Source organism: Vibrio cidicii, from assembly GCF_009665415.1.
In the GTDB taxonomy this organism is placed as follows: domain Bacteria; phylum Pseudomonadota; class Gammaproteobacteria; order Enterobacterales; family Vibrionaceae; genus Vibrio; species Vibrio cidicii.
This window is the reverse complement of record NZ_CP035921.1, coordinates 307,130-324,592: the sequence shown is the minus strand read 5'-3', so window position 1 is coordinate 324,592 and position 17,463 is coordinate 307,130. Positions and strand designations below refer to the sequence as shown.

13 protein-coding genes and 1 pseudogene are annotated in these 17,463 nt (G+C 40.6%); 11 read left to right on the top strand and 3 right to left on the bottom strand.

The features are described from left to right. Positions 1-477: 477 nt before the first annotated feature. The 3 genes from EWA64_RS02525 (at position 478) to EWA64_RS02515 (ending at position 3,792) form a co-directional block, all read left to right on the top strand. The gene (locus tag EWA64_RS02525) at positions 478-1,215 is read left to right on the top strand and encodes a hypothetical protein (protein ID WP_061893036.1); all 738 of its coding nucleotides are present in this window, start codon (positions 478-480) and stop codon (positions 1,213-1,215) included. Positions 1,216-1,348: 133 nt separating this feature from the next. Continuing rightward, positions 1,349-1,936: a hypothetical protein gene (locus EWA64_RS02520; protein ID WP_244881392.1), complete on the top strand. Its 588-nt coding sequence runs from the start codon at positions 1,349-1,351 to the stop codon at positions 1,934-1,936. Positions 1,937-3,489: 1,553 nt separating this feature from the next. Beyond that, positions 3,490-3,792, top strand: coding sequence for a hypothetical protein (locus tag EWA64_RS02515; RefSeq protein WP_065860316.1), 303 nt, complete (start codon positions 3,490-3,492; stop codon positions 3,790-3,792). Between the two features lie 3,910 nt (positions 3,793-7,702). Here EWA64_RS02515 and EWA64_RS02495 read toward each other — a convergent pair. The 3 genes from EWA64_RS02495 to EWA64_RS02485 all read right to left on the bottom strand — a co-directional run bounded on the left by EWA64_RS02495 (position 7,703) and on the right by EWA64_RS02485 (position 9,532). Next, positions 7,703-7,978, bottom strand: a complete 276-nt coding sequence (locus EWA64_RS02495; protein ID WP_061896039.1) for a hypothetical protein — start codon at positions 7,976-7,978, stop codon at positions 7,703-7,705. 719 nt (positions 7,979-8,697) lie between these two features. Then, positions 8,698-8,847 carry a hypothetical protein gene (locus EWA64_RS02490; protein WP_167410637.1) on the bottom strand — a complete coding sequence of 50 codons (150 nt, stop codon included), beginning with the start codon at positions 8,845-8,847 and terminating at the stop codon, positions 8,698-8,700. Between the two features lie 148 nt (positions 8,848-8,995). After that, a complete protein-coding gene (locus tag EWA64_RS02485) occupies positions 8,996-9,532 on the bottom strand; it encodes a hypothetical protein (protein ID WP_061896040.1) in 537 nt (178 codons plus the stop codon). A gap of 308 nt (positions 9,533-9,840) precedes the next feature. On the opposite strand from EWA64_RS02485, the gene EWA64_RS02480 reads away from it, so the two are divergent. The 8 genes and pseudogenes from EWA64_RS02480 (at position 9,841) to EWA64_RS02440 (ending at position 17,371) form a co-directional block, all read left to right on the top strand. Continuing rightward, entirely contained in the window at positions 9,841-10,359 is a 519-nt protein-coding gene (locus EWA64_RS02480) for a GNAT family N-acetyltransferase (protein ID WP_061896041.1), read from the top strand. A 1,593-nt stretch (positions 10,360-11,952) separates the two neighbouring features. Continuing rightward, positions 11,953-12,684, top strand: a complete 732-nt coding sequence (locus EWA64_RS02475; RefSeq protein WP_170320312.1) for a hypothetical protein — start codon at positions 11,953-11,955, stop codon at positions 12,682-12,684. Positions 12,685-12,823: 139 nt separating this feature from the next. Continuing rightward, entirely contained in the window at positions 12,824-13,639 is an 816-nt protein-coding gene (locus EWA64_RS02470) for a hypothetical protein (protein ID WP_061893143.1), read from the top strand. 149 nt (positions 13,640-13,788) lie between these two features. Beyond that, positions 13,789-14,514 carry a hypothetical protein gene (locus EWA64_RS02465; protein WP_061893144.1) on the top strand — a complete coding sequence of 242 codons (726 nt, stop codon included), beginning with the start codon at positions 13,789-13,791 and terminating at the stop codon, positions 14,512-14,514. Positions 14,515-15,039: 525 nt separating this feature from the next. After that, complete coding sequence (locus EWA64_RS02460; protein WP_061893458.1) at positions 15,040-15,588, top strand: hypothetical protein; 549 nt, start codon at positions 15,040-15,042, stop codon at positions 15,586-15,588. Positions 15,589-15,913: 325 nt separating this feature from the next. After that, positions 15,914-16,033 (top strand): annotated as a pseudogene (locus EWA64_RS02455) (DUF645 family protein); the annotation flags it as partial. Between the two features lie 261 nt (positions 16,034-16,294). Continuing rightward, positions 16,295-16,708 carry a hypothetical protein gene (locus EWA64_RS02450; protein ID WP_061893456.1) on the top strand — a complete coding sequence of 138 codons (414 nt, stop codon included), beginning with the start codon at positions 16,295-16,297 and terminating at the stop codon, positions 16,706-16,708. 138 nt (positions 16,709-16,846) lie between these two features. Then, on the top strand, positions 16,847-17,371 hold the full coding sequence (locus EWA64_RS02440; RefSeq protein ID WP_061893455.1) for a hypothetical protein: 525 nt from the start codon (positions 16,847-16,849) through the stop codon (positions 17,369-17,371). Positions 17,372-17,463 lie beyond the last annotated feature (92 nt).

Sequence of the window (17,463 nt, the reverse complement as noted above, 5' to 3'; positions counted from 1 at the left end):
TAAAATCAGTTGGTTGCAGATTTTTTTGCTTTCTAATTTTGGTCTTGTCGGCAAGCTGGCTTTCGGTGGTCGCTGTTTTCTGGACTCCAATTCGTGGGCGCTAAAAGTTCAGAGAGTTGCCTCATTGAAATGCAGAGTGTAGGCGAGGTGAGTGAAGTGATTTTGATTTCAAAGTTAAAGCCCGGCTTTTCGGTTTCCCACGTTAAAACTCAAAGTCAGAACATTCAAAATTATGAGTTAATTCAGCTTTTTAGTGTCTGGTTTTGGTTTGCAAAGGTAAGTCGAGTTAAGCTATTGGTATCGCAAACTTAACCCTTTGAGCCTTAAACATAACAAGGCGTTTAAGAGGGATTCATGCCGCGTGGCATTTTTGGTATGCGGTGATTTTTGTGGTGAAAATGGTCTGCGGAAAGTTTGTTTAGGCGGCATTCACCCCTTAACGCGGCGTTATAAGTACTTTTACAATAGGAGATAGACGTGGAGTATGGTGAGTATATTGATTCAGATTATGAAAACTATCTCGTTAAGTGCCCATTCTGCCTAAAAGAGTTGGTATTTAATCGTCGTGAGGATTTACTCACCTTTGAGCCTATAGTGAGAAAGGAAGTTGAGTGTCTCAATACTGAATGTAAGCAAAGTTTTCGTTTAAAAAACGATACTGTCAACTTGGCTTCTGAGTTGTTTCTCCAAGAAGCGGAAAGGTGTTTTTCACAAAAAAAATATATGATGGCAGTTGTTTTATCTACACAAGCAATTGAATCATTTTTCTCTCTATTTTTAAAAGTTCAGTTAACAATTAAGCCATTTTGTGATCCATTAAATTTAGATGGTTCAAATCATGTTTTACACAAGTACACTAAAGTTACAAAATCTTTCCCTTATAAGAAAATGTCAAATACGGTTGTCTCGTATTTATATCACTATGAAAAGCTGAGCTCTGTTAACGAAATAACATGCTTTATTGACTCTTGCAAAGGTAATGTGAAGAAAACAAACTTTCCAATTGATAGTAATATTCAATCTATAATTGATCTTCTCAATAAAGAAGAAATCAGTACTCTGAGAAATAAAGTTGCTCATAAAATGGCATACAGACCAACAAGAGAAGAAGCTGATTATGCGATAGATTATGCTTTCGAAGTTATTTGCAAATTGCAAAATAAGTTTAAAGTTAACTCAGATAAATTTAGTTATTATCAGGCTTCGTACTTATAACAAACGCTTCAAGAGGGACAGCCAACGCGCGGCATTTTTACTATGCGTTGATTTATGTGATTACGGTGTTATGCGCTAAGTTTGTAGTAGCGTTGGCTGCCCCTTAAGCGGGCGTTAGTTTTTAGGAGGTATCATGAAGTCCTCATTGTTTATCAGCTTATTATTTGTTTCTGGGGGAATTTATGCAGAAGCAGTAATTCCTGCACATTGTGAAGTTGTTACTGTCCCACTGCAAAAGTTACAAGCTGGACAAATGGTTCGGGTTGATCAGGGTGAAATGTACGCTTCGATATATATGCGCACGCCTGAAGAAGTGGCGTACTCTTTAAATAGAGACATTAATGAGTTTGATAACAAGTACCCATCTTGGTGGCCTAGTGATAAGTATCCGATCCAACAGATAGGTAATCCTGAACGCTCACTTACGCCTAAGTATTTTGTATTTTGGTCTGGTAGCCCAATGTATTCACATCACGTTAGTTTGATCAAACAGCGAGAAGATTGGCACGTTGAGTCATATGACTTGTCATATCTACCTAACCCTATAGTTCCAGGCTTTATTGATTATCATAATCAAATATATTTTGATGTAACAGGTAGGCCAGTAAGGTGGGGTGAGAAGTCAATGGGTCATAACTATTCTAAACTGCCCTTGTTGATACCAAGTTATGTTTACAACGGTAATGAAAATAGCATTACGATAACTTGTACAAAAAACTAACAAGGCGTTTAAGACGGATTCCCAACGCTTGGCATTTTTGCTTCTACTTCAAATTTAGTGTTTACGGTACAATGCGTTAAGTGCAGTGGTAGCGTTGCTCACCACTTAACGCGGCGTTAGCTTAAAACAATTAAAATCAATTGGTTGTGGTCTTTTCTTTCTTCCTTTGGCCATTCGTTCAGGTTTTTCGGCAAATCAGCATTGGTTGTCAAAGCGAGTTTTGAGTTGCTGCCTCAATTGAGTTTTTGGGCTTAACCGATGTTAGCAAGTTTGGTGCAAAGTCGCTTTGGAAGTGTCGCTTTCGCTTTGAGTTTTGCGAAAACGAGTTTTCAGAATTTACTGGTTTTTAAAGCAAATGAACGGTCACAAAGTTTGAGTCAATTCGGGTTTTCAAACTCAAGCGTTTTGTTGGTTTCCCAAATCGGGTTAATCTCAGCTTTGATAAATCTTAAGGTGCTGAAATTTAAGCTAACAAACTGCTTAAGCGGGATTCGCAATGCGTGGCATTTTCAGCATGCGGTGGGTTTTGTGATTAAGTTGGTATGCGGTAGCTTAAGTAGTGCATTGCTCACCCCTTAGCAGGGCGTTAGCTTAAAACAATGAAAATCAATTGTTTGCATCCTGTTTTTTCTTCCCTTGGCAGCTCGTTTCGGTTTCTCGGCAAATCAACATTGTTTGCCAACGCTAGTTTTGAGTTGCTGCCTCAATTGAATTTTTGGATTGCGCGAGGTTAGCAAGCTTGGCTCAAAGTCGCTTTGACAGTTTTGCTTTCGCTTTGAGTTCTCCGAAGATGAACTCTCAAAATTTACTGGTTTCAAAGCAAATGAACGGCTACAAAGTTTGAGTCAATTCGGGTTTTAAATCTCAGGTGGTTTGTTGGTTTTCCAAATCGGGTTAATCTCAGTTTTGGCAAATCTAAGGTGCTGAAATTTAAGCTAACAAACTGCTTAAGCGGGATTCGCAATGCGTGGCATTTTTAGTATGCGGTGAGTTTTGTGATTAAGTTGGTGTGCGGTAGCTTTTGCAGTGCATTGCTCACCCCTTAGCAGGGCGTTATGCTTAATCACGCAAAGTCAGTGGTTTATGGTTTATCTTTGTTCCCTTGGCTTGTGAGTTTCGTGCTCGTCGGCAAATTAGCTTCAGTGGGCGCTGTGTTCCTGACACTTGTTCTTTGGCGCTGGAAATTCAGAGCGTTGCCTCAATCAATTTTCGGGCAAGCACGAGATTAGGCCAGTTGGCTCCATCAGCAACTTGATCTTAGGTTTTTTCGTTTTAGCTGCCAAAGTTCAAAGTCTGATTTTCAAAATCATGAGTCATTTCAGTTTTTTGGTTTTTGGGTTTTGTTTGTGCATCAAAGCTGAGTTAATCTTGGTTTAGGTAAAACGTAAGTCATTGAAGCTTAAGCATAACAAACGCTTCAAGAGGGACAGCCAACGCGTGGCATTTTTATAATGCGTTGGTTTTTGTGGTTACGTTGTTATGCGGAAAGTTGGTCGTGGCGTTGGCTGCCCCTTAAGCGGGCGTTATACGGTTTTAGGGCTTGGTGAAAAATAGTGTCCAAAGAAGCGATTGAGCTAGCGAAAAATTTGTTAGAGAGTGATGAAAATTACTTAGAGAATATAATTGCACTGTGGCGTATTGGTGGTCAAAAGTATGGGCAGTGCTGGGGTACGGAGTTTCATGTATTCGGTATCATTGAGTCAGAGACGGATCATTTGCCTCTAAACCATGTTAGGTCTAGTTGCTCTTTAGATTTTCTCGAAAAAGCCGATGCAGAACTAGCAGAAACGATAGAGTATTATCGCTCAGATGTTATTGTTGCATGTAATAAGATAATTAGTAGTAAAAGCGTATAACAAGCTGTTCAAGTAGATTCGGCATGCGTGGCATTTTTGGTTTGCGTTGGTTTTAGTGATTACGTAGTGTTGCGGAAGCGCTTGTGGTGCATGCCTCACTACTTAACAGGGCGTTAGCTTAAAACAAATAAAATCAACTGGTTGTGGTCTATTCTTTCTTCCTTTGGTCATTCGTTCAGTTTTCTCGGCAAATCAAGATTGTTTGCCCATGCGAGTTTTGAGCAGTTGCCTCAATTGAGTTTTGGGATTGCACGAGGTTAGCAAGTTTGGGCGCAAAGTCGCTTTGGTAGTATTCCTTTCGCTTTGAGTTTTCCGAAGGTGATCTATCAAAATTTTCGGGTTTTCAAATCGCATGAAAGGCCACAAAGTTTGCGTTATTTCGGGTTTCAAAGCTTAAGTGGTTTGTTGGTTTTCCAAATCGGTTTAATCTCAGGCTTGGTAAATCTAAAGTGCTGAAATTTAAGCTAACAAACTGCTTAAGCGGGATTCGCAATGCGTGGCATTTTCAGCATGCGGTGAGTTTTGTGATTAAGGCGGTGTGCGGTAGCTTTTGCAGTGCATTGCTCACCCCTTAGCAGGGCGTTATGTTTAATCACGTAAAATCAGCCGGTTGCATCTTTTCTTTGCTTTCTCGGTTTTCTAATTTTGGTTTTGTCGGCAAGTTGACTTCAGTGGCCGCTGTTTTCTGGACTCCAATTCGTTGGCGCAAAAAATTCAGAGAGTTGCCTCATTGAAATGCAGTGTTTGGATGAGGTGCGTGCAGCTTGCTCAGTTTTAAAGTTAGAGCTTCAGCTTTCGTTTTCTCACATTGCAACTCAAAGTAAATCCAATCAATTTTATGAGTTAATTCAGTTTATTAGCCTATGGTTTTGGTTTGTAAAGGTAAGTCGAGTTAAGCTTTTTGTTTCGTAAAACTTAACCCTTTGAGCCTTAAACATAACAAGGCGTTCAAGAGGGATTCATGCCGCGTGGCACTTTTGGTATGCGGTGAGTTTTGGCGGTGAAAGTGGTCTGCGGAAAGCTTGTTTAAGCGGCATTCACCCCTTAACGCAGCGTTATGTTTAATCACGTAAAATCAGCCGGTTGCATTTTTTCTTTGTTCCTTCGCATTTCCAATTTTGGTCTTGTCGGCAAGTTGGCTTTCGGTGGTCGCTGTTTTCCGGACTCCAATTCGTGGGCGTGAAAAATTCTGAGAGTTGCCTCATTAAAGCTCAGTGCGGTTGTGATTCGAATAAAGCGTCTTGGTTTCAACGTTTTTGCACCAGCTTTCGGTTTCTCACGCTAAAATCTCAATATCAGTACAATCAAACTTATGAGTTAATTCAGTTTTTTAGCGTTTGGTTTTGGTTTGCAAAGGTAAGTCGAGTTAAGCTCTTAGTATCGCAAACTTAACCCTTTGAGCCTTAAACATAACAAGGCGTTTAAGTGGGATTCATGCCGCGTGGCATTTTTGGTATGCGGTTGGTTTTGGTGGTGAAAGTGGTCTGCGGAAGCTTGGTTTATGCGGCATTCACCCCTTAACGCGGCGTTAGCTTAAAACATTAAAAATCAGTTGTTTGTGGTTTTTCTTTCTTCCTTCGGCCATTCGCTTTGGTTCCTCGGCAAATCCACATTGTTTGTCAACGTGAGTTTCGAACAGTTGCCTCAATTGAGTTTTGGGACTGCGCGAGGTTCGCCAGTTTGGTGCAAAGTCGCTTTGGAGGTTTTGTTTTAGCTTTGAATTTTCCGAAAGTGATTTATCAAAATTTTCGGGTTTTCAAATCGCATGAAAGGCCACAAAGTTTGAGCCAATTCGGGTTTCAAAGCTTAAGTGGTTTGTTGGTTTTCCAAATCGGTTTATTCTCAGGTTTGGTAAGTCTAAGGTGCTGAAATTTAAGCTAACAAGCTGCTTAAGAGGGATTCGCAATGCGTGGCATTTTCAGCATGCTTTGGGTTTTGTGATTAAGGCGGTGTGCGGTAACTTTCGTAGTGCATTGCTCACCCCTTAGCAGGGCGTTATGTTTAATCAATTAAAATCAGTTGCTTGCATCTTTTCTTGGCTTTCTAATTCTTGCTTTGTCGGCAAGTGAACTTGAGTGGTCGCTGTTTTCTGGACTCCGATTCGTGGGCGCTAAAAGTTTAGAGAGTTGCCTCATTGAAATCTAGAGTGTAGGCGAGGTGAGTGAAGTGATTTTGATTTCAAAGTTAAAGCCTCGGTTTTTCACGTTAAAACTCAAAGTCAACACAGTCAAAATTATGAGTTAATTCAGCTTTTTAGCTTCTATTTTTGGTTTTCAAAGATAAGTCGAGTTAAGCTCTTGGTACCGTAAAACTTAACCCTTTGAGTCTTAAACATAACAAGGCGTTTAAGCGGGATTCATGCCGCGTGGCATTTTTGGTTTGCAGTGAGTTTTGGTGGTGAAAGTGGCTTGCGGAAGGTTGGTTTATGCGGCATTCACCCCTTAACGCAGCGTTATGCTTAATCATTTTAAAACAGTGGGTTATGGTTTTTCTTTGCTCCCTCGGCTGGTTAGTTTCGAGTTTGTCGGCAAGTTGGCTTTATTGGGCGCTGTTTTCTGGACACCTATTCTTTGGCGCTGGAAACTCGGAGAATTGCCTCAGTCAATTTTCGGGCAAGCGCGAGGTTAGGGCGGTTGGCTCAATCAGCAATTTGATCTTAGGTTTTTGAGTTTTGACAGCCAAAGTTCAAAGTCTGATTTTCAAAATTATGAGTCATTTCTGTTTTCTATGTTTTGGTTTTTGTTTGTGAATCAAAGCTGAGTTAATCTTGGTTTGGGTAAAACGTAAGCCATTGAAGCTTAAGCATAACAAAGCGTTAAAGAGGGACTTGGCACGCGTGGCATTTTCAGTTTGCGTTGGGTTTAGTGGTTACGGCACTATGCGGTAGCTTTTGTATTGCGTGCCTGCGCCCCTTAACGCGGCGTTAGCTTAAAACAATGAAAATCAATTGTTTTAAGCCTGTTTTTTCTTCCCTTGGAAATCCGTTCAGGTTTCTCGGCAAATCGGCATTGTTTACCAACGCGATTTTTGAGCTGTTGCCTCAATTGAGTTTTGGGCTTGCGCGAGGTTAGCCAGTTTGGCGCAAAGTCGCTTTGGAAGTTTTGCTTTCGCTTTGAGTTCTCCGAAGATGAATTCTCAAAAATCTACTGGTTTCAAAGCAAGTGAACGGCCACAAAGTTTGAGTCATTTCGGGTTTTAAAACTTAGGCAGTTTGCCGGCTTCCCAAATCAGGTTAATCTCGGGCTTAGTAAATCTAAGGTGCTGAAATTTAAGCTAACAAACTGCTTAAGCGGGATTCGCAATGCGTGGCATTTTCAGCATGCGGTGAGTTTTGTGATTGAGTTGGCGTGCGGTAGCTTTTGCAGTGCATTGCTCACCCCTTAGCAGGGCGTTATGTTTAATCACCAAAAATCAGTTGGTTGCATCTTTTCTTTGCTCCCTTGGCTTGTGAGTTTTGTGTTTGTCGGCAAGTTGGCTTCAGTGGGCGCTGTTTTCTGGACACTTATTCTTTGGCGCTAGAAGTTCAGAGAGTTGCCTCAATCAATTTTCAGGCAAGCGCGAGGTTAGGGCGGTTGGCTCAATCAGAAATCTGTTTTAAGTTTCTTGTCAAAGCTTGAAATGTTAAAAGCCCAAGTCTGCTTTTCAAAAGTTATGAGTCAATTCAGTTTTTTAGGTTTTGCCTTTTGTTTGTGAGTCAATGCTGGGTTAATCTTGGTTTTGGTAAAACGTAACTCATTGAAGCTTAAACATAACAAACGGTTCAAGAGGGACAGCCAACGCGCGGCATTTTTATCATGCGTTGGTTTTTGTGGTTACAGTGTTATGCGGAAGCTTGGTAATGGCGTTGGCTGCCCCTTAACCGGGCGTTATGCTCGTTCGAGGTGGACTAATTTCCACCTCATACTTGTTGTTACTTAGTGTTTGTAACAACTTGGTCTAGATAGAACTCAATCGACTGTATAGGAAAGGCCTTAATCTTGTCATATGAACCAATGTCAGGTTTAACTAAAACACTCGGGTAACCCATGCGTGTTAACTGATTGGATTGTTCAGCATTGATCGAAGTAGTGTTTACAGAAGCGAAGTACTTTCGCGTGCTCTTGTATGCCCATAAGGTTGAGAACTTGATGCCCGCAATCTCGTAAACGCCATTTGAGATGTATTCAGGTGAGTTTTTGTCAAACATTGTCGTTTCCTCTGAAAAGTTAACAGGTGCTACATCAAACCTGATGGGTGGTAAAGGCTAAGTGTTCATACGTTGGCATAACAATCAATTAAAGTCGGACTGCTAACCTGTGGCATTTTTGGTTCTGGTTGGCGGCGGTGTTTACGGTGGCCCGGTTTGAGTTTCGTGGTGTTAGCAGCCGCTTAATTGGGCGTTAGCTTAAAACAATAAAAATCAATTGTTTGCAGCCTGTTTTTTCTTCCTCTGGCCATTCGTGCAGGTTTCTCGGCAAATCAGCATTGTTTGCCAACGCGAGTTTCGAGCAGTTGCCTCAATTGAGTTTTGGGATTGCGCGAGGTTAGCAAATTTGGCGCAAAGTCGCTTTGGCAGTTTTACTTTCGCTTTGAGTTTTCCGAAAATGAGTTCTCAAAATTTACTGGTTTTCAAAGCGCATGAACGGCCACAAAGTTTGAGTCATTTCGGGTTTTAAAGTTCAGGTGGTTTGTTGGTTTTCCAAATCGGTGCAACCTCAGGCTTGGTAAATCTAAGGTGCTGAAATTTAAGCTAACAAACTGCTTAAGAGGGATTCGCAATGCGTGGCATTTTCAGCATGCGGTGAGTTTTGTGATTAAGTTGGTGTGCGGTAGCTTTTGTAGTGCATTGCTCACCCCTTAGCAGGGCGTTAGAACACCAGTTATGAAGATACCCCTGACTTGCAGGGGTATAGATTAATGAAGTCGCTATTTGTTAGAGCTACGTACCAAAAAACACCAACATTTATAACCGTAATCATTAGCGTCCAACAACTCTTCGCTATTTTTCTTACGGCGGTAGCGACATTTCACCCATTTGTAACCTAATGGAGCTTCACCAGTTTGGATATCTTTCATGATAATTCCTCTCACCACGGCGGTTACCAAGCCGTAGATCTTGCTTTTTTGAAAGGAATTTACTATCTTAGTTACGCCAATAAGTTCGGATAGCAGGTAACCATTCCTATATTCGAATTAACAGGACTTCCTTTAGGAAGTCCTGTTATTACTTCTCATTAACACAAGCTTTGACAAACGCTGCAATACGTTCGGCTTCTTCTGCTGTCAGATTAGTTGGTAAATCTGTAATTTTAACCATTACTCCCGCTCGCAATGGAAAAGGCAGTGTGTAAGTCTCTACAGTTTCTTCTTTCACTTTAACTTGCTCCAGTTTGTTAGTTGGTGCCGCACTAGGCTTTTCATTTTTGCTTGACTGAATGTCGCTAGGCTTTGCGTGTGGTTCATAACCATCGCCTAGACGCACATAGTTAAAAAATTCAGTTAACCCTTTATTCAGACGACTTCTGTAAGTTGTTACAGTGCCTTCTGATAGGTCTTTCCCGTTTCTTGTTTTGAACATTTCAACTAGTTCATCAACGGTGAATTGTGAGAGATCTTTCCCTTCTTCAGGGCTCAGCACAGACAGTACGTTAAGTGGAGCGCCTTTCCAGTTGACAAGTGTTGAATCTTTAATTAGTTGATTGCTTTCAATGTAATCAATGAAACTTTTGTAATTTTCCACTGAGTAAGCTAATTCTGACATAGCGTTCTCCTCTCTTGATTTTTCCTAAGTCTACAGGCAAATCTTTTTCTGATCAACTGCGATGAATCAAAAAATCTTTTTGATTCTTTTTGTTTGATTTGTTGTTGATTTTTAACAAGGTTGCTCGAGTTAACTTGTTGAAAATATTGGTGGCTTTGGTGTTCTAACAATCAATTTAAGAGGGATTCTCAACGCTTGGCGTTTTTGGTTTTACTTTAAATTTAGTGTTTATGGCACAATGCGTTTGGTTTGGGTGGAGGCGTTGTTCACCCCTTAATTGGGCGTTATACCTTACTGGAGAAAGTAACATGGAGTTAGTTGTACCATCACTAGAGTTTGAGTCTGCATTTGCTAGTTTCTATGATGACTTTGCTAAAAATGATGCCGAAAATGCAGAATATTACTATGAAGGTAAATCTGATTTTCCAAGGTATGTTCAGCGCTTGTTGGATGAAGCGAAGGGAGTCAACTTACCTGAAGGCTATGTGCCATGTAGCCATTTCTGGCTAGTAAACACAGACAAAACTATTCTAGGTGCTATTCGAGTTCGCCATAATATTGAAAATGAGTTCCTCTCTTTAGAGGCAGGGCATATTGGTTATGATATTGCTCCTTCATCTCGTGGCGAAGGTAAAGGGAAATTAATGCTAAAACTGGTTCTACCTAAGGCCAAAGAGTTAGGCATTTACCAAGCATTAGTCACTGCTGACGAGGATAATAACGCCTCAAGAAAAGTCATTGAAGCCAACGGTGGTCAGTTTGAGAAAATCGTAATGGGTAAGGTGTTTCCAAATCCTTTAGCCAGGTATTGGATTAGCTGTAAGTAACGGTATAACAAAGCGTTTAAGAGGGATTTGGCATGCGTGGCATTTTTAGTATGCGTTGGGTTCAGTGTTTAAGGCTCTGTGCGGTAGCTTTTGTATTGCGTGCCTGCACCCCTTAACGCGGCGTTAGCTTAAAACAATAAAAATCAATTGGTTGCAGCCTGTTTTTTCTTCCCTCGGCAGTTCGTTCAGGTTTCTCGGCAAATCGGCATTGTTTGCCAACGCGAGTTTTGAGCTGTTGCCTCAATTGAGTTTTGGGGCTGCGCGAGGTTGGTAAGTTTGGTGCAAGGTCGCTTTGGAAATTTTGCTTTCGCTTTGAGTTTTCCGAAAGTGATTTCTCAAAATTTTCGGGTTTCAAAGCCAATGGACAGTCACAAAGTTTGAGTATATTCGGGTTTCAAAACTTAGGTTGCTTGCCAGTTTTGCAAATCAGGTTAATCTAGGGCTTATAGATCTAAGGTGCTGAAATTTAAGCTAACAAACTGCTTAAGAGGGATTCGCAATGCGTGGCATTTTCAGCATGCGGTGGGTTTTGTGATTAAGTTGGTATGCGGTAGCTTTAGTCGTGCATTGCTCACCCCTTAGCAGGGCGTTAGCTTAAAACATTAGAAATCAGTTGTTTGTGGTTTTTTCTTTCTTCCTTTGACCATTCGTTCAGGTTTTCGGCAAATCAGCATTGTTTGCCAACGCAAGTCTTGAGAAGTTGCCTCAATTGAGTTTTGGGCTTGCGTGAGGTTAGCCAGTTTGGTGCAAAGTCGCGTTGGAAGTTTTGCTTTCGCTTTGAGTTTTCCGAAAGTGATTTATCAAAATTTTCGGGTTTTCAAATCGCATGAAAGGCCACAAAGTTTGAATCAATTTGGGTTTTAAAACTTAAGTGGTTTGCCGGTTTCCTAAATCGGATTAATCTTAGGTTTAGTAAATCTTAAGGTGCTGAAATTTAAGCTAACAAACTGCTTAAGAGGGATTCGCAATGCGTGGCATTTTCAGCATGCGGCGGGTTTTGTGATTCAGGTGGTGTGCGGTAGCTCTTGCAGTGCATTGCTCACCCCTTAGCAGGGCGTTAGCTTAAAACATTAAAAATCAGTTGTTTATGGTTTTTTCTTTCTTCCATTGGCAATTCGTTCAGGTTTCTCGGCAAATCAGCATTGTTTGCCAACGCGAGTTTTTAGCCGTTGCCTCAATGGAGTTTTGGGATTGCGCGAGGTTAGCAAGCTTGGCTCAAAGTCGCTTTGGCAGTTTTGCTTTTGCTTTGAGTTTCCCGAAAGTGATCTATCAAAATTTTCGGGTTTTCAAATCGCACGAAAGGCCACAAAGTTTGAGTCAATTCGGGTTTTAAAACGCAGGTGGTTTGCCAGTTTCCTAAATCGGGTTAGTCTCAGGTTTAGTAAATCTTAAGGTGCTTAAATTTAAGCTAACAAACTGCTTAAGAGGGATTCGCAATGCGTGGCATTTTTAGCATGCGGCGGTTTTCGTGATTAAGTCGGTGTGCGGTAGATTTCGTAGTGCATTGCTCACCCCTTAGCAGGGCGTTATGCCGTTAGAATTGTTGTGATAGAGGTAAGTGAATTGAGTTCGATAAAAGATTACTTATTCGAGATGCAAGAGCTACAAGCTGATGAGTGGATCAGAGAAAGGCTCAGCGATGACTCGCTTGATGAAGACTCAGACGAATATCAGGAGTTAGCGGAAGAGTATTCAAATTACCAAGAGCATTTACGTGAAGAAGCTGAATGGCAGGCGGAGTTGCAATGGTTGAAAGATAATGGGTCATCAAATATTCACAGCATATTTGTTAGTGAACTTGATGCCTTGAGAATCATGTTTGACAGTAACTTAAATAACCCTCAAAAAAAGGCTTTCCTACTCCATACAAACATTGTTGTAAAAATGTCATATGCATACGCGGTTACACTGCTTGAGTCATACTTAGGTGATACCTTGCGAGCTCTCATTTCTCAGGATGAACAGTTGTTAAAAAATGCATTACGCAAATTCAAAGTGCTTAAAAACGTTAAACTAGCTGATGTAGCTGAAACAGATTTAGACATTAAATCTCTAGTTTTACGATATGTCGGTGACGTCCTGTATCACAATATCCCAAATGTCATAGAAATGTATGAGCAAGTTTTAGGGGTTAAACTCGAAATTGATATATCTAAAGTAATTAAAATCACAAAGTTAAGACACGATATTGTTCATCGAAATGGCAGAACTATTGATGGCAGTACGATTAGTATAGGTGCTCAAGACTTTACTCAAGCAATTAGTGATATCAAAGAGTTTACAGGAGCACTGCAACGAGCCATCAACGATAATCAAACGGCATAACAAACTGTTTAAGAGTGATTCGCAACGCGTGGCTTTTTTACTATGCGTTGAGTTTAGTGTTTAAGGTGGTATGCGGGTGCTTCGGTATTGCGTTGCTCACACCTTAACAGGGCGTTATAAGAATTGGAGAGGTTAGTCTGTGTCAATTTTTCATTACACTGATTTAAACGCAGTTAAATCAATTATAGAAACTAGAAAACTGAGGTTAACTGATAGCCGATATTTGAATGACTCAAAAGAACTATCTGATGGGCTTACCTTTATTTATGAGGCAATCGAAAATGGTATTTGGTCGGAAAGTTCTAGAGAACAACGTAAAAGAGCCATTGAGTATATAAAGTCTGAAATTAATGAGTATTTGCTTTACGGGACAGAAGAAGATCCAATTTTTATCTGTTCTTTTAGTTCAAAATCGGATCTCTTGAGTCAGTGGCGTTCATATGGAATGTTTGCAATTGAGTTTGAAGAACTTGACCTTGAGAATGAAGGTTTCAACCTCAGGAAGTGCTTATATGACAGTGACGAAAAGCGGGAAAACGCCAGGCAAGCAACAAAGGAAGCAGTGCTAGGTTTAGAATCTTTTTTCCATAGAAATGATGGACGGTTTTTCGGTGATGCATTTGATTTTGTTCCCAAACTGATTGAGCTAGCATCAGTTTTTAAAGATTCTGGTTTTGCAGAAGAAAGTGAAATTAGACATACTGAGGTTATCGGAGAAACAGATCCAAACATCAAGTTTCGTGTTAAAGGTAATATTTTAGTCCCTTATATTGAAAAAGAAATTTTCCTACCTTCAATCAAGGCTATTCATGTTGGTCCAGTTCCTGATAGGAAAATGGTTGTTAATTCGTTAGAACAATATATTCGTTTTATATGGAGCCAACACGAAGGAGAATGGGGCTGGTCAGAACATCATATAGAAATCATCGAGTCCAAAATACCATACCGTGGGTAAATTCTTATAACAAACGCTTCAAGAGGGACAGCCAACGCGTGGCATTTTTACCATGCGTTGGTTTTTGTGGTTACGGTGTTATGCGGCAAGTTGGTAATAGCGTTGGCTGCCCCTTAAGCGGGCGTTAGGTTTAGTTCAAAGGATTGTAAATGAGCAAGGTATTTGGAGTTATTTCTTTAGCAGTGGTGGTGTCATTCTTCTTTATAGTAAGTGTTGCTGGTGAAAACAGTCGTGCAGATGAGATTATAGGTGAATTATTGATCAAGCTTAAGAATGAAGACTTTTCAAGTGAATGCATTAAGGTTGTTGCTGGTAGCAACCAAAACTTCGATTCACACTGTGATCAAGATATGTTTGTTTTCACTGTCAGCTTGCTGAAAAGATTTGATTTACTTGACGGTAGTAACTTTTCCATCAATCTTAAAAAAGAAAATTACTGGTTCCCTTTTACCAATAATCAAGGGATAAAGGTTAGCTTAAACCTGTCACAGACTGAGGAAAGTAGTTTTTTAAAGTTATCAAATGACCTCGACTATGTAACAGATCTATTTGTGGTCAAACGAACAGGTTTTAAGTGGCAGATAGACTCAATTACTATAAATGAACCCGAGCTAGCGAAAATTTTCAGCGACACCAAGAAGCAAATCGATTTCCAAAAGTACCTTGTCCAGTTAGATTCTGGCTATCAGTTAAATGAAATGGTCATACATCAAGGGGAATTCGCTGATATAGACCGGCTATTACTTAAATTCAGTGTAGAAAAACTGCTTAAGTACTTTGAGTCCCAAAAACCTAACAAACTGCTTAAGAGGGATTCGCAATGCGTGGCATTTTCAGTATGCGGTGAGTTTCGTGATGAAGGTGGTGTGCAGTAGCTCTTGTCGTGCATTGCTCACCCCTTAGCAGGGCGTTAGCTTAAAACAATGAAAATCAATTGGTTGTGGTCTTTTCTTTCTTCCTTTGGCCTTTCGTTCAGGTTTTTCGGCAAATCAGCATTGGTTGTCAAAGCGAGTTCTGAGCCATTGCCTCAATTGAATTTTGGGATTGCACGAGGTTAGGAAGCTTGGCGCAAAGTCGCTTTGGAAGTTTTGCATTCGCTTTGAGTTTTCTGAAAGTGATTTCTCAAAATTTTCGGTTTTTCAAATCGCATGAAAGGTCACAAAGTTTGAGCCAATTCGGGTTTCAAAACTCAAGTGGTTTGTTGGTTTTCCAAATCAGGTTAATCTCGGGCTTAGTAAATCTAAGGTGCTGAAATTTAAGCTAACAAACTGCTTAAGTGGGATTCGCAATGCGTGGCATTTTTAGCATGCGGTGAGTTTTGTGATTAAGTTGGTGTGCGGTATCTTTTGTAGTGCATTGCTCACCCCTTAGCAGAGCGTTAGGTGAAAGGTGTCCAATAGATGAGTCTTTCTTTGAAAATTTTTGCTCTAGTAATCTTGGTAAGTACAGTATTAGGTTGCAAAGATAAAGCTGCCACTTATGCAAACCCGCCAAGTAGTCTTGTTGAGCAATTGGAGGCCTACTATCCGCTGTCATTAAAGTATGTGAAAGCAAATGAGCAGATAGCTTTATCTCAAGGTGTTCCGTTGTTGCCTCAATACTTAGAAATGGCAGATAAAATTGGGATTAAAAATCCCGAAAAAGTCAGGGTTCTCTATGCAGAGCGGCTTCCTTTGCCTGAAAATAAGTCATTACTTTTTCAAATGCAGCGGCTTGGTCTCGATTCTCCATATTTTACAGGAACAACGTTTGGTTACGGTATTTGGATTTCCAACAAAATGAAAGGCAACAAGCTGTTAATTGCCCATGAACTGATTCACGTTAAGCAAATGGAAGAGGTAGGGCTTGAAGAGTTTACAAAGAAATATTTGCTGCAATTGGCCATTTTTGGTTATTCAGAAGCACCAATAGAAATTGAAGCTTATGAGAATGCAGCGGGATATTTGTAGCTTTGTCGTGGTTAAGAATTTCACCTAACAAACGCCTCAAGAGGGACTGTCAACGCGTGGCGTTTCCAGTCCCAATGAGCCGCGGTGGTTACGGTTGTTGTGTTTGAGTTTTGTGGTAATGCGTTGTCAGCCCCTTAGGCGGGCGTTAGCTTCTTAAAGGCAGGAATCATCAAAATCCAAGCTCAATCGTTCTGAAAAATCCGCTTTTAGCGTTCAAATTTCACAATTTGGCTTTTGAGTTTTCTTGATGCTGATTTGGTCGAACGTGTTGAAAATTCAGTCGTTTCAAAATCGCTGAAAACTAGCAAGCCTAGATGCTTCAACGCTGTTGGATGTTCAACACTCAAAGTTTGGTTTCACAAAAGGCTGCATCATCGCTGTGATCTGGTTTTCTTTGTCGCGGACTCTTAACCGTGGCCAACTTAGCTTTGATCGTTTTGAGTTTTGAAAGCTCACTTCACAGCTTTTGGCGTTGGATGTGTGTTTGCTTGATGCTTTTGCGTAAAATGCATTTCAAGCAAAAGTGGTTAAAAGTCATTTTGAAACAATAGGCTACGAAGCTAACAAACGCCTCAAGAGGGACTGTCAACGCGTAGCGTTTCCAGTCCCATTGAGCCGCGGTGGTTTCGGTTGTTGTGTTTGAGTTTAGTGGTAATGCGTTGCCAGCCCCTTAGGCGGGCGTTATGTGTAAAGGAGTAATCCAGCAATGTCTTTAGAGTTTTACGATGAGTTACTCAAAAGTGAGCGTTTTTGTGAAAGTTTGGGGCGATTGTTATTGATGTCTGGAAAGTTGGAATCGGCATTAAAATCAATTGTTCTTACGAGTAGTGTTAAAGTGGGATACAACCTTAAGCGAGCTATGTTAGGTCAGCTTGTTGGGAGCTGTAAAGAACATGAATTAGTTACTGATGAGCTTAGCGAAATTTTGGCGTTTATATTGGTTCGTCGGAACTACCTTACTCATAATCTTTATCCTTTGTTTAACGACGAAATTGAATACACTTTATTGCCTAAAGACAACTTACACCCTGATGATGCAGAGTATTATTTCCCCAGATGTGTTGAAGAGTTAATAGCCCATATAGAGTTCGCAATTGACTATATCAATGAACGGGATTAACACATAACAAACAGTTTAAGAGGGATTCAGCACGCATGGCATTTTTGGTATGCGGTGGCTTCGGTGTTGAATTGCTATGCAGCGGCTTAGTCATTGCGTGCTTCACCCCTTAACTGGGCGTTAGCTTTCAGGAGTAATATGAACATTTTAGAGGCTGACTATGGCCTTGGTCCGCTAGTCGATGTAGAGAAAACGATCCAAGCTGGTATCGCAAAGTTGTTCGAGAGAAACCGCACTGAACCTTGGTTTGATGGATTGTGGATGAATGAGTACGGTGAAGTTCTTTATGGCTCTTTGCTTGTTTCAGCGCAAGCTTATTGTGTTGGTAGCTTGCGGGATATTAACGAGATCCGAGTTAGTCTGGGGCTTAATAAATTAACCAAAGAGAAAGCGTATGAGACTCATCGTGTAAAAGTTCAGGGTTATTCGTTAATAGAGCTGGTTAATTGTGCAGCTAATTACTTCAAGCATCGAGATGAGTGGAGCGATACTTGGCCTGAAAATTACACCACACGTGTTCTAACTGCATTCTCAATGGACTGTGAGTTTCTGATTAATGAAATTCAAGGGTTTATTGACTCAGAGTATGGCTACAAAACACTTTCCGACTTAGTGTCAGAGTGGAGAAGTGACTTAATTGAACAATCAAAAAATGAAAGCTAACAAACAATTTAAGAGGGATTCCCAACGCTTGGCATTTTTGCTTCTACTTCAAATTTAGTGGTTACGGTACACTGCTTTAGGTTGGGTGGTAG